We start from the raw sequence: 12317 nt of genomic DNA, 5'->3' as shown, positions 1-12317 counted from the left end.
ACAGCGCGTCAGCTCTTCGATGGATTGCGCAATCGGGACGCCCTGAGACTGCGGCAGCTGGCAAACCCCTGCGAATTGCTGGGGGAAAAGCGTGGTGACGCGGTGGATCAGGTCATTGTTGATCCGTGTCCAAATCTTCGAGACGCTTTCGTCGCCCTGATGATGGGCCATCGCGCTTGCTTTGGGCGAAAAGATCGTCATATCCGCACCGCGTTCGCGCAAAGCGCGTAGCTGGTTCAGCTCGATGCTTTCGCGGATCTCGTCGTCGCTGATCGCGGCAAGCGCGGGCGGGGTCGAGATCCCTCGCGAGAAAAGATCAAGTTGGGTGTCACGAAATTGCTGCAGCTGTGACGGAGCGGTGGTGTAATGGCCATGGCAGTCGATGATCATCTGGTCACTCATTTGTAGATCAGCCCCTTGGCGGCAAGGGCCGGGCGCATGTTGTTCATGTCAAGGCCAAGCTCGCCGCGAAGATAGCGTTCGCGGATCCCTGCCTCGCGGATTTCGCGGGCGCGCGAGGCGGCAAGCACCTCGGCGGCCTCTGCTTGCGCGACGACGACGACGCCATCGTCATCGGCGATAATCGCATCGCCGGGATGGATCATCTGGCCGGCGCAGGTGATCGGTATATTGACTGAACCCAAGGTTTCCTTGACCGTGCCCTGTGCCGAGATGCAGGTCGACCAGACCGGAAAGCCCATCTCGCGCAGTTCGGCCACGTCGCGCACGCCGGCATCCATGATCAGACCGGCGATGCCGCGGGCCTGAAACAGCGTGGCAAGCAGATCCCCGAAATAGCCCGCCTGCGAGACCGAGGTCGGGCTGACCACCATGATGTCGCCGGGCTGGCATTGCTCGACTGCGACATGGATCATCCAGTTGTCGCAGGGCGGCAGCGAGACCGTGACCGCCGGGCCCGCGATGCGTCGCCCGGTCTGGATTGGCCGCATCTGCGGGGCCAGAAGCCCCTTGCGTCCCTGCGCCTCATGAATGGTCGCGACACCGATGCCGCCAAGCCCTTCTAGGGTGGGGTGGGGGGGGCGGTGCGGGTGATGGATTGGATGACAACGGACATGTCGTGCTCCGAAAAGGGAATGGGCGCGCAAGTCAGGCGCGGCAGGCCTCGAAATCCGCCTGCAGTTTGGGTTGATCAAGATTGCGACCGATAAAGACGATCCGGCTAAGCCGCGGGTCGCCTTCTGGCCAGGGCTCAAGGAAATCCCCCTCAAGCAGCATATGGACGGCCTGAAAGACCAGCGGGCGGTCCTCGCCCTTGGCGTGAAGGATACCCTTGACGCGCAAGGTGTCGATGCCGTTCTCGCCAAGATAGCTTCCCAGCCAGTCACTGACCTTGCCCGCGTCAAAGGCCCCGCTTAGGCGCAGCGATACCGAAGTGATGCCCTGGTGGTGCTGGTCGTGGCCAAGGTCGTGGCCGTGGCCGTGGTCGTGATGATGATGGTGATCATGCCCGCAATCGGGTCCGCATTGCGGCGCCGTCTGGCGTTGCAGTTCGTCGGCCACTTGCTCTAGCAGAAAGGCTTTGCGGGACAGAAGCTTATCGACCGGAACCACGCCCCGGATTGATTGAAGAATCTCGGCCTCGGGGTTGATCGCATGCAGGTGCTGGCGCAGCTCTGCAGCACGGTCCTTGCTGACGAGGTCGGTCTTGTTCAGCACAATCAGATCAGCAAATGCGATCTGGGCTGCAACCTCTTCTTCGCGGCCGAGGCCGTCCTCGAGATGAACGGCATCGGCGACACAGATCACGCTGTCGAGCGTGATCCGTTCGCGCAAGATATCGTCGATCAGAAAGGTCTGTGCGATAGGCCCGGGCTTGGCGAGCCCGGTCGTCTCAAGGACAATGCCGTCAAACTCGGCAAGCCTTGGCAACAGCCCGTGCAGCGTGCGCACAAGATCACCCCGGACCGAGCAGCAGACGCAGCCGTTGTTCATCTCGAAGATCTCTTCGTCGCCGCTGGCAAGCAGATGCCCATCAATTCCCTGCTCGCCGAATTCATTGACGATGACCGCAAGCCGCATGCCGTGATCGGCATGCAGCAGGTGGTTCAGAAGTGACGTCTTACCTGCGCCAAGAAAGCCGGTGATGACACTGACGGGAATCGGCTTGTCGGTCATTGCCTACTCCCAGGGCAGAAGCGAAACGTGGATGACATCCTCAAGCCCCTGTCCCCCGACCGAGCGGATCGCCAGATCGGCATCCTTGAGCCCAAAGCGATGGGTGGTGATGATGTCGAGCGGGAAACGGGTCGAGGCAAGCTGCTCCATCGCCAGCTCGCAAGACAAATAGTTATGCCCGCGCGCAGCTTTGATCGTGATGTATTTATTGGCGATCTTGGCAATCGGGAAGTTCGGGAAATCGGTCATCTCGCCCTGAATAAGCAAGGTGCCACCCTTTCGCTTAAGCGCCTCGATGCCCAAAAGGATCGGGATGGTGCCCGCACCTGCCGTGCAGTCAAGCGCGACATCCACGCCCTGATTGGCGGTGATTTCCATGATGCGCGCCAACGGATCCTCGACCGAGACGTCGATGACGTAATCCGCCCCAAGCGTCTTGGCCGCCGCGAGCCGCGCCTTGTCCTTGCCCGTTCCCGTCACGATGATCAGCGCAGCGCCCGCCTGACGACAGGCCACGACCTGCGACAGACCCTGCTGGCCCGGACCCTGGATCAGCACGGTGGTGTTGTAGCCAACGCCGCAGTCGAACAGCGCCCATTGGATCCCGTTGGACATAGGCGTGACGATTCCCGCCAGCTCGGGCGAGACATTGTCGGGAACCTTGTGCAGCACGGCATTCCACGGCAGGTACATATATTGCGCAAACCCACCCCAAAGATGCGGGGGCTTGGCAAGCGAAGTATAGCCATAGCGCAGCCCGTCTGGGTTCTTGCGCCAGTCCGTCGCATGGCACAGCCGATATTCCCCCTTGTGGCACCATTCGCAGGCAAAGCAGGGCAGATAGTGTTCGACAAAGACCCGATCGCCTTCCTTCAGCCCCTTGCGGGCAAGAAAGGTCTTTCCCGCCTTGGCGATGATGCCGATATTCTCATGCCCCATGATGACCGGATCCGGGATCGGCGGCTTGGCATAAAACTTGACGTCGGTGCCACAGATGCCTGCGACCTCGACTTTCAAAAGCGCCCCGTCATCCGGGATCTCAGGCATCGGAAATTCACGAAATTCAAGCTGCGAAGGGCCAGTGCGGACCGCGGCGACGACCTTTTCGGACATGGTTTACCTCTCTGTGTTTGTGCGATGCTAGCAACCTCTTGATCCGTCATCAAGAACATGGTTCCATTTAGAGGAACGAATTGCAGAAATTTTAGAACGGATCAGACGTGGCATTCATGCGCAGGCCCAGAGAGGGCGCAAAACCGGCCCTCGCCCTAGCGTCCCTGGTCAAAGCGCATTTTGCGCTGGCCGAAACCGACGCGGTCATGGTGAACGAGCTGACTTGCCCGACGCCCGGTTGCCCGCCTCTGGAAACCTGCATTCTGTTCTGGAAGGGTGGCCCCGAGCGTTATCGGCTGCGATTCTTCAAACCGATGGCCGAGGTCGAACCCGAAGATTTGCCACCTAAATGGCTGCTCCCCGGCCTCTTGGATGAGGCCGAGGGCTGCTGTTGATCAGCCGCGGCCCTGCTGGCGCTTCAGGAAATCGAGGATGCGGGCCGGGGCGGTCTCCTCGGTCTGCTCATCCGGGGTGACATCCCAGAATTCGGCGTTGCGAGAGCATTCCTCGATGAAGCGTGCTGCCGATAGGGAATGGGCATTGTCGCGGCCCGGAATGATCAGCGTCGGAATGTCGAGGCGCATCAGATCCTCGGGCTCGAATCCCGGCATCGAATCACGGTCGATCAAGGTGCGCGGCAGGCTTTGAATGATCAGGCGGTAATGGTCGGGATCCTGCGCCAGAAAGCTTTCGCGGAAGGCCGCATCGCGGCGCAGGACTGGCGCCCAAGGGCCGGGTCTGGGGTCTTTGCCAAAGCCCTCGGATGTCGAAAGCGCCAGATCGACAATACCCTGAAGCCCGCCTTGCTCAAATTGACCCAGATGAACCGCGAAACGGCGATGTCCGTTCAACCGGAACCCGGCGCCGCCGACTGGCCAGTATTGGACCATCGACAGCACGCGTTGGGGGTGGGTGGTGGCAAAGGCCGCAACCGGGCAACAGCCCATGCAGCCGCCCATGATATGGGCCTTGTCGATGCCAAGATGATCCAAAAGCCCGGCGCCCTGCGCCACATAACCCGCCCAGGTGATACGCTCGACCCTGCCTCCGGACTGGCCGGTCTCGCGGCGGTCAAAGACGATGCATTTGAAATGTTTCGGCAGATGATTCAGCAGTTTGATGCGGGCATAGACGCCCAGTTCGGACCATTTCCCCCAATTGGCGTCAAAGCCGCCTGGCGCATACATCAGCAGGGGTTCGCCCTCACCGATCACTTCGTAATGGGTCTCGATTCCGTCGATCACTGCGGTTGGCATGAGAAACTCCTCCATCTCATGGGAACACAAGCAGGCGCCCGCGCAAAACGGGGCCCGGTCAGAACGTCACCCGCTCATCAGCGGATGTGGCAAAGCCGTCAGGGCTTAGTAAAACTCGTCGAAATGGATTTGGTCCGGGGGGATGGCGCGGGCATGAAAGGCCAGGGAGATCGCTTGCGCCATGGCGGGGGGACCAGCGAAATAGATCTCGCTTTCCTGCAGGCGATCGCCAAGCTGAGCCTCGGCGATCTGATGGACAAAGCCGGTGGCACCCGTCCAGCCCTCGGCGCTGGCAAGATCGGAAACCGCTTCGGTCAGCTCGAAGCGTGGATCGGTGATCTCGCGCAGAAACGATATTGCCTCAAGATCGCGGGGCGCGCGGCCGCCAAAGAACAGGCGAACCCGCCGCGTCGGATGGCGGTCCGAGACAAGGGCGCCACGGGCGATGGAGACCATCGGGCTGAGCCCCGAGCCACCCGCCAGCAAAACGATGTCGCGCGGGCTTTCATCGCGCAGATGGGCGTTTCCATAGGGGCCGTCGATCATCACGCAGGCGCCGACTTCAAGCTGGTCGAAAAGAACGCCCGTCGCCGCACCTTCGGGGACGCGCTTGATCTGAAAGGACCACAGCGGTGATCCGGGCAGGCCAGCCATGGAATAGACCCGCTCGCCCTCGACGCCGGGAACCGACAAAAGCGCGTATTGCCCGGGCAGGAAGTCGGTTGGTCCCTCGATACGAAAGGTGAATTCGGCCATGTCGTGGCTCATCGCCTGCTTGCCAATCAACTCGGCCCGGCGCTTGTGCGGCGGATAGATCGGCACGGCCGACGGATCGGGGCGGAACTTGATTTGGCAATCTCCACTCGGCACGGCCTGACAGCCAAGCCAACGGCCACGGGCGCGATCTTTCTCGCTATAGGCAGGTGCGTCTTTCCGACGGTGGGTCACGTCCCCTTCCAGCAGCTCGAAGCGGCAGTTGCCGCAAGAGCCGACATTGCAGGAATAAGACATTCCGATTCCTGCACGCAAAGCGGCGCGCAGGACAGTATCATCGGCAGAACAGTCGAAGCTGGCAGAGCCGTCGGAAAGACTGATTTTGGGCATTTCGTCCTCAGATTGTGGTCGAATTGGCGTATTGCCCCGCCCGATAGCCAAGACGCTCGGAGATCTGCACCGCAGTATGGGTTACGAGCTCGGCCAGTTCGGGAAAGGCGCGTTTGCGGATCCGGTCACGCGGACCGGCAAGGCTGATGGCGGCGATAACGCGGCCTTCGGCTTGGTAAATCGGGGCAGCAATGGTCCGGCTGCCGGTCTCGAACTCCTCATCCTCGATTGCATAGCCCGCGCGGCGCACCCTGCGGATCTTTTCAAGAATGGCGTCCTTTTCGACCACAGTGTTCGGGGTCAGTGCTTCCAGAGGTCCGGCAAGATAATCTTCAAGCACTGCCAGGCGCAGGCCGGACAGCAGGCAGATCCCTTCGGCGGTCGCATAGCTGGGGCGATACTGACCGGTGATCGGGCGAAGGCGGACCGATTCGGGGCTTTCGAAGTCGTGTACAAAGACCACAGACTTGCCCGACAAAATCGCAAGACGGACGTTTTCGCCCGCCTGATCGCGCAGGGCATGCAGATAGGTCTTGGAAACCGAGGCCACATTCAGTCGGCTTCGGACCTGTGAGCCCAGAGAAAAGAGCCCGAAACCCAGAGCATACCTGCCATTGTCGGGGTTTTGTTCAAGTAGGCCTTCGTCAAGAAGGGCGCTTGCAAGTCTATGAACGGTGCTCTTGGCGACCTGCAGACGTTTAGCGAGTTCACTGATCCCCAGTTCCGGCTCTTCCTCGCTGAAGGTCTTGAGCAAATGGACTGCGGTCGTCACGGATGAAAGTCGCTGCGATTCCCGTCTGGGATTGCGATTCGGGCTCTGCGGCTTTTCCTCGTTCATCTTGACCTCTCTATCGTTGAATTACCTTGTTCCGTTATACAGAACGAGGGAACGCTACGACACCCTTTGTCCGTTATTTCTTTTCGGGGATGCGCGGAAATCAGGCCTCAATGAACACACGGCCGTCGCGCAAAATGACGGGATAAACCTGAAGTGGGATAGTGCAGGGTGCCTCGGTGACGGCACCCGTACGGATGTCAAAGCAGCCCTGATGAAAGTCACATTCGATCTCGTAACCCGTTAGGCAGCCTTCGGAAAGCGAGCCCGGACCATGGGTGCATCGATCGTCGGTGACATAGATTTCGTCATTGACCCGGAAGACGGCGAACTCTTTTCCGTCCTGTTCAACCTTGGCTGGCATTTCCGTGTCGAGCTGGTCGATTCCAATCAGGTCGATCAGTTGAGTTGTTTTCATTCCATCACCTCAGCGCGTTTTTATTGACGGCCAATTCTCGTCGTGTAATTCTATATAAACGAACACGGTTCCGCATGAAAGAACTAAAATACTACAATTGGGACAGGCAGCCTGGCCATTACCCGATTGGGGAGGAGAGAAGATGCTGACAAAAGAAGTGAATGACCTGCTCACGCAGACCGGGGCCGAGGCACCGATGGGGCAAATGTTCCGCAAATATTGGATCCCGGCGTTGTTGGCGCGCGAGCTGCCCGAGAACGACAGCGCGCCGGTCCGGGTCAAGCTTCTGGGCGAGCGTCTGATTGCCTTTCGCGATTCCAAGGGCCGTTACGGTCTGATGGATCAATTCTGCGCCCATCGCGGCGTGTCGCTTTGGTTCGGACGTAACGAAGAAGGGGGGCTGCGCTGCCCCTATCATGGCTGGAAATACGACGTCACAGGCCAATGCGTCGACGTGCCATCGGAAGCCGAAGAGAGCGGCTTTTGCGAGAAGATCAAGCTGAAGGCCTATCCGCTGGTCAAGATCGGCGACATTCTTTGGACCCATATGGGCGACAAAGACGACCGCCCGCCAATGCCGGAATGGGAATTCTGCAACGTCCCGGATGCGCAGACCTACACCTCTAAGCGCTGGCAGGAATGCAACTGGCTACAGGCAATGGAAGGGGGCATCGATTCCAGTCATGTGTCCTTCTTGCACTCGGGTTCGCTTGCTGCCGATCCGCTGTTTCGCGGCGCGAAGGGCAACCAATATAACCAAAAGGATCGCAAGCCGGTCTTTGAAGTGGTTGATGCCCCCGGCGGTCTTTTTATCGGTGCGCGCCGAAATGCCGAAAACGATCAGTATTACTGGCGGATTACCCCTTGGGTCATGCCAAGTTTTACCATGGTGCCGCCGCGTGGAGACCATCCTGTCCATGGCCATTTCTGGATCCCGATCGACGATCACAACACCTGGGCCTGGAGCTTCGACTACCACCCAACTCGCGCATTGACGCAAGAAGAGCGCGAGGCGATGGAGGCGGGCTGGGGCGTGCATAACCAATATGTGCCCGGCACTTTCCGCCCGCTGCAAAACAAGGACAATGACTATCTTATGGACCGCGAGGCGCAAAAGCGCGGCGAAAGCTATTCCGGCATTTGGGGCATTGCGATGCAGGATGCCAGCCTTCAGGAAAGCATGGGACCGATCGTCGACCGGACCAAGGAAAACCTCGTCTCGACCGATAACGGCATCATCATGGCCCGACATCGCCTGCGTCGGGCGGTGAATGCGATGATGAAGACGGGCGCGGTTCCGCCCGGACGCGATCCTGTGCATCAGCGTGTACGATCGGTCGCAGCGGTCCTGCCCAAGGATGATGCCTTTGTCGATGCCTGCCAAGCAGATCTGACGGTCCGCGAAGGCATTCGCCAGACCTCGGTATAGGCCATGCATGATGGCGAGATGACATATCCGATGGGAGAGCCGACTTTCGAGCGGCCGACCCTGCTTAGCTCTTGCGCCTTGGCCGCGACCGCCGCCGAGGCGCAGTTTCGGATCTCATATCCGAACTCGCGCCCACGCGTGACGCAGGTGATTGCATTGGACGGCGCCGCCGCGGCACTGGTGGCCGAAGCGGCAGCGGTCGGCTGGCAGGGGGCAACCTTCTATAGCCTCGTCGCGCCGCTGGCAGATATGAGCCCGGACAATGATCCACTGCTTGGCAGCGGGAACAAGCAGCTGCGGTTCAGCGCCCTGCTTCCCAATTCAGATGTCGTTGTCATGGTCTCCACCAACGGCACGGCAGCGGGGCAAGCGGAAAGGATCGGCCAGATGGCGCGCGCTCATGGCGTCACCACAGTGGCGCTGATCGTCGCTGCGCAGCAGTTGCGAAACGACGTCGAACCTTTGGCCGCGGCCCTGCGCCCGGCCTCGGCTGTGCTTGTCATCTCTGAGGGGGGAAGTGACTATCTCATTGATATGTTAAGCGCATTGCGCGCCTAAATGCGCCGCCGGGGAGGGCGGCCACCAATGAAAAAAGCGGGATTGCGGCAGCTGCCGGTACCTCGCGACGCCAGCCAGAATTTGGAGGATTTTCGCTTAAGCGGGCGCTCGGTGCTCTCGCCCACAAGCGCGAGGGTCATCCTGAAGAATATGAAAAAGAACGCGCAAATAGGGAGGAGTGGGTTCTAGGATGTTAGCGACAATATTCGGATCCCTGTACGGTCTGATCAGTTCGCCCCATATAATGGGCTTGATGCTGATCGGCGTCGTCTGTGGAATCTTGGTCGGGATCCTGCCGGGCATCGGCGGAAAACTGTCCATCGCAATGGCCATTCCATTCGTCTACGGCATGGACATGATCGCTGGTGCAGTCTTTTTGCTGACCATGCATGCGGTCAACGGCACCAGCGGCCAGATTTCGAGCATCATGTTCGGGATCCCAGGCGACGGGGACGATGCCGCGACCACGCTCGACGGTCATCCTTTGGCGAAAAAAGGGCAGGCGGCTCGGGCGCTGGGGGCCAGCATCACGGCGTCGGGTGCCGGTGGCATCATTGGGGCCTGCGTTTTCGCCTTGCTCATTCCGGTGCTGGAACCCGTCGTTCTAAGCTTCAGCCCGGCCGAGTTCTTTCTGATTGCCCTTCTGGATCAGTTTCATCGCCTTTCTCGCCAGCGGCCACAAAATAGTCAAAGGGCTGATTGTAGGCTTTTGGGGCCTGATGCTGTCGACGATCGGCATGGATCCACAGACTGGAACGCCGCGCTTTGCGGGTGATGTGCTGCTGCTTTGGGATGGCGTTAACCTTGTAACCGCAATCCTGGCAATGTTTGCCGTGCCCGAAATGTTAAGCCTTGGCGCGCGCGGAACTTCGATCGCCGACGTGCCACGCGACAATGCCTCTTTCTCTTACCGCCAGCTTTTCAACGGCGTGCTTGACGTGCCGCGGCATTGGTGGCTGGTCATTCGCACCTCTGTCATCGGCGCCGTAATCGGCATTGTTCCCGGCCTGGGTGGCTCGGCTGCGGCGTGGTTTTGCTATGGCCATGCGGTGCAGACCTCGAAACATCCCGAGCGCTTTGGCAAGGGTGCGATCGAGGGCGTCATCGCCCCCGAGACGGCCAGCAATGCGAAAGAGGGCGGATCACTTCTCCCGACGCTGTTCTTTGGTATTCCCGGCAGTTCGGGCATGGCAGTTTTGCTGGGCGCGTTCATCATTTTGGGGATCCAACCCGGCGCAACAATGATGACCGAACATCTTGATGTCGTCTGGAGTCTGATCTGGGCATTGGTGGTCGGCAACCTGATGGCGGTGGGGATTTTGCTGTTCCTTTGCCGCTGGGTCGCGGTCCTGACCTTTGTGAATGGTCGCCTGCTGGTTCCCTTCGTGCTTGTCTTCATCTCGCTTGGTTGTTTCCTGAGCGACTTTCACTGGGAAAACCTGATCGTTCTGACGGTCTTTGGCTTTATCGGATACGGCTTTATGCGCGCCGGCTGGCCGCGATCGCCTTTCGTCATCGGCCTTATCTTGGGTGGCAATGCCGAAGCGTCACTGAACCAGGCGTTGCAGCTTTGGGGCTATTCATTCTTCCTGCGGCCGCTGTCGCTGGTGTTGCTGACCATGATCGTCTCGCTGCTAGGCTATGCGATCTATCGCAACACCGGCTCGCGCCGCACGGCCGTCCAATTCGGAGATTAAGCCATGAACACGTTCACGACATGGCTGACCGTACTGATGCTCGTCCTTTTCTCGGTGATGGTGATCATTGCGACCGGCTATCCGCCGGGCGCGAGGATGATGCCGCTGGTGGTGGGCATTCCGGGGATCCTTCTTTGCGTCTTTCAGCTGGTGCTGGACTGGCTGAATGCCCACCACGCCAAGATCACCGAGCATTTCCACTCGGCACCGCGTGCGGGTGAAGAGCAAAGCGCGGAAATCGTCGCGGAAATCCCCGGGGCGGCGCAAGAGCTGGAAGCACAGGCCGAAGAGCCCGAATGGGGCCCCGAAACCGTGCGCGACGAGGTCAGGATCTGGGCCTATTTTCTGCTCTACATCAGCGGGGTGATCCTCTTTGGTTTCCTGCCCTCCATCCCGGTACTCGTCACGGTCTATCTGTGGCGTGAGGCAAAGGTGCGGTTCATCTTTGCGCTGCTCGCCGGTCTGGCCTGCGTCACGCTGCTGCATGTGCTGTTTGAAAGCGTGCTGCGGTTCGAGCTTTACCAGGGATATATCGGCGGCCAGATCCTTCGTGCGGCGGGGCTGTAAAAGATAAGGCGCCGCCCCTGTCCAAGGGGCGGCAGGACGAAGATCCACCCAACAGAGAGAGACAATATGTTTCAGCTGAAGACGCTTATCGCCACTTCGGTCCTGACCGCGATGATCGCCGTAGTGCCCGCCCTGGCCGAGGAGGGCGCCGCTTTCTACAAGGGCAAGACGGTCAACTATATCGTCGCGACCGATGCCGGTGGGGGCTATGACACCAACGGCCGCCTTGTCGCCGAATATATGCAAAAACACCTGCCGGGCTCGACCTTCGTGGTGCGGAACATGCCCGGCGCGGGGCAGTTGATCGGCACCAACTATATTTCGGCATCCCCCCCGGATGGGCTGACCATCGGCACCTTCAACACCGGGCTGATCTATAGCCAGCTGATCGAAGATGCAGGGGTCAAGTTCGATCTGTCGAAGATGTCGTGGATCGGCAAGGTTGCCGCTGATCCGCGGGTGATTGTGGTCTCCAAGCAGTCGGGGATCGCGACGCTGGATGGTCTGCGCAAGCACGAGGGCCGGATCAAGTTCGCGACCTGCGGTATCGGCTGCGCCTCGATGCTGGAATCGACGATGCTCATCAAGTCTCTGGATCTGCCCGTCGATCTTGTCACCGGGTATAACGGCAATGACGATCAGCTTGCGATGATGCGCGGCGAGGTTCAGGGCATGTTCGGCTCGCGATCCTCGTTCGAGAAGTTCGTGGCCGAGGGGCATGGCAAATTCATCGCGCAGATCGGTGGGGATGATCCCGATGTGCCGCAGCTTGATACTGTTGCCGACAATGATGCCGCAAAAGAGGCGATCAATCTTGTCCGCGCTCAAGCAACCATTTCGCGCCTTACTGCCGGTCCGGCCGATATTCCTGCCGATCGCCTTCAGGAGTTGCGCGATGCCTATCAGGCGGCCGTCACCGATCCTGGCTTTCTGGACAAGGCCGCAAGCCTGAAGCTGCCAGTCCAGCCATTGGTCGGGGCTGAGGTTGCGTCGGCGATCGAAAGCGCACTTGGGCAATCGCCCGAGACTGTGACCTTCCTCAAAGAGGCGATGGCGCAGAAGTAATTCCTGCCCTCCAGCCCAACCTGCCGCGCGACTGCGCGAACCGGGGGAAGATGGGGCTTAGACAGCCTCCTCAGTGTTCGGTCTGACCGGGCCGGGCGCTCAATAAAAAGAGTGACACCAGGAATTCATTCATCTCAAG

Annotated in this window: 15 protein-coding genes; 7 read left to right on the top strand and 8 right to left on the bottom strand. The window is 59.8% G+C overall.

The features are described 5' to 3' along the window. The 4 genes from RTS12_RS06285 to RTS12_RS06270 all read right to left on the bottom strand — a co-directional run. Positions 1-402 (bottom strand): amidohydrolase family protein (locus RTS12_RS06285; protein ID WP_312526566.1); only part of this gene is annotated, 402 nt, incomplete at its 3' end. Continuing rightward, complete coding sequence (locus tag RTS12_RS06280; protein ID WP_312526564.1) at positions 399-1106, bottom strand: 4-carboxy-4-hydroxy-2-oxoadipate aldolase/oxaloacetate decarboxylase; 708 nt, start codon at positions 1104-1106, stop codon at positions 399-401. The genes RTS12_RS06280 and RTS12_RS06285, both read right to left, overlap by 4 nt. Before the next feature lies 1 nt (position 1107). After that, positions 1108-2136, bottom strand: coding sequence for a GTP-binding protein (locus RTS12_RS06275; RefSeq protein ID WP_312526562.1), 1029 nt, complete (start codon positions 2134-2136; stop codon positions 1108-1110). Between the two features lie 3 nt (positions 2137-2139). After that, positions 2140-3249, bottom strand: a complete 1110-nt coding sequence (locus RTS12_RS06270; protein WP_312526560.1) for a zinc-dependent alcohol dehydrogenase — start codon at positions 3247-3249, stop codon at positions 2140-2142. Positions 3250-3365: 116 nt separating this feature from the next. Here RTS12_RS06270 and RTS12_RS06265 point away from each other — a divergent pair, with 116 nt between their 5' ends. Further along, the gene (locus RTS12_RS06265; RefSeq protein WP_312526558.1) at positions 3366-3644 is read left to right on the top strand and encodes a hypothetical protein; all 279 of its coding nucleotides are present in this window, start codon (positions 3366-3368) and stop codon (positions 3642-3644) included. On the opposite strand, the gene RTS12_RS06260 is transcribed toward RTS12_RS06265, so the two are convergent. From RTS12_RS06260 to RTS12_RS06245, 4 genes are all read right to left on the bottom strand, one after another. After that, positions 3645-4505: an alpha/beta hydrolase gene (locus RTS12_RS06260; RefSeq protein ID WP_312526556.1), complete on the bottom strand. Its 861-nt coding sequence runs from the start codon at positions 4503-4505 to the stop codon at positions 3645-3647. It abuts the gene before it with no gap. A gap of 105 nt (positions 4506-4610) precedes the next feature. Beyond that, complete coding sequence (locus tag RTS12_RS06255) at positions 4611-5609, bottom strand: 2Fe-2S iron-sulfur cluster-binding protein (protein WP_312526555.1); 999 nt, start codon at positions 5607-5609, stop codon at positions 4611-4613. 7 nt (positions 5610-5616) lie between these two features. Then, on the bottom strand, positions 5617-6381 hold the full coding sequence (locus RTS12_RS06250; RefSeq protein ID WP_312526553.1) for an IclR family transcriptional regulator: 765 nt from the start codon (positions 6379-6381) through the stop codon (positions 5617-5619). A 166-nt stretch (positions 6382-6547) separates the two neighbouring features. After that, on the bottom strand, positions 6548-6862 hold the full coding sequence (locus RTS12_RS06245; RefSeq protein ID WP_312526551.1) for a non-heme iron oxygenase ferredoxin subunit: 315 nt from the start codon (positions 6860-6862) through the stop codon (positions 6548-6550). 142 nt (positions 6863-7004) lie between these two features. On the opposite strand from RTS12_RS06245, the gene RTS12_RS06240 reads away from it, so the two are divergent. The 6 genes from RTS12_RS06240 to RTS12_RS06215 all read left to right on the top strand — a co-directional run bounded on the left by RTS12_RS06240 (position 7005) and on the right by RTS12_RS06215 (position 12178). Further along, positions 7005-8291 (top strand): Rieske 2Fe-2S domain-containing protein, encoded by a 1287-nt coding sequence (locus RTS12_RS06240; protein ID WP_312526549.1) that lies wholly within the window; start codon positions 7005-7007, stop codon positions 8289-8291. Positions 8292-8309: 18 nt separating this feature from the next. Continuing rightward, a complete protein-coding gene (locus tag RTS12_RS06235) occupies positions 8310-8849 on the top strand; it encodes a hypothetical protein (RefSeq protein WP_312526547.1) in 540 nt (179 codons plus the stop codon). 253 nt (positions 8850-9102) lie between these two features. Further along, on the top strand, positions 9103-9624 hold the full coding sequence (locus RTS12_RS06230; protein WP_312526545.1) for a tripartite tricarboxylate transporter permease: 522 nt from the start codon (positions 9103-9105) through the stop codon (positions 9622-9624). Next, positions 9506-10546, top strand: a complete 1041-nt coding sequence (locus RTS12_RS06225) for a tripartite tricarboxylate transporter permease (protein ID WP_312526568.1) — start codon at positions 9506-9508, stop codon at positions 10544-10546. Before RTS12_RS06230 ends, RTS12_RS06225 begins: the two co-directional genes overlap by 119 nt. 3 nt (positions 10547-10549) lie before the next feature. Continuing rightward, on the top strand, positions 10550-11113 hold the full coding sequence (locus RTS12_RS06220) for a tripartite tricarboxylate transporter TctB family protein (protein ID WP_312526543.1): 564 nt from the start codon (positions 10550-10552) through the stop codon (positions 11111-11113). Positions 11114-11179: 66 nt separating this feature from the next. Continuing rightward, positions 11180-12178 (top strand): Bug family tripartite tricarboxylate transporter substrate binding protein, encoded by a 999-nt coding sequence (locus RTS12_RS06215; RefSeq protein WP_312526541.1) that lies wholly within the window; start codon positions 11180-11182, stop codon positions 12176-12178. The last annotated feature ends 139 nt before the right edge of the window (positions 12179-12317 follow it).

The organism is Paracoccus sp. (in: a-proteobacteria), assembly GCF_032007265.1.
Lineage (GTDB): Bacteria > Pseudomonadota > Alphaproteobacteria > Rhodobacterales > Rhodobacteraceae > Paracoccus.
The sequence above is the reverse complement of the archived record's forward strand: the minus strand, read 5'-3'. Positions and strand labels throughout refer to the sequence as shown.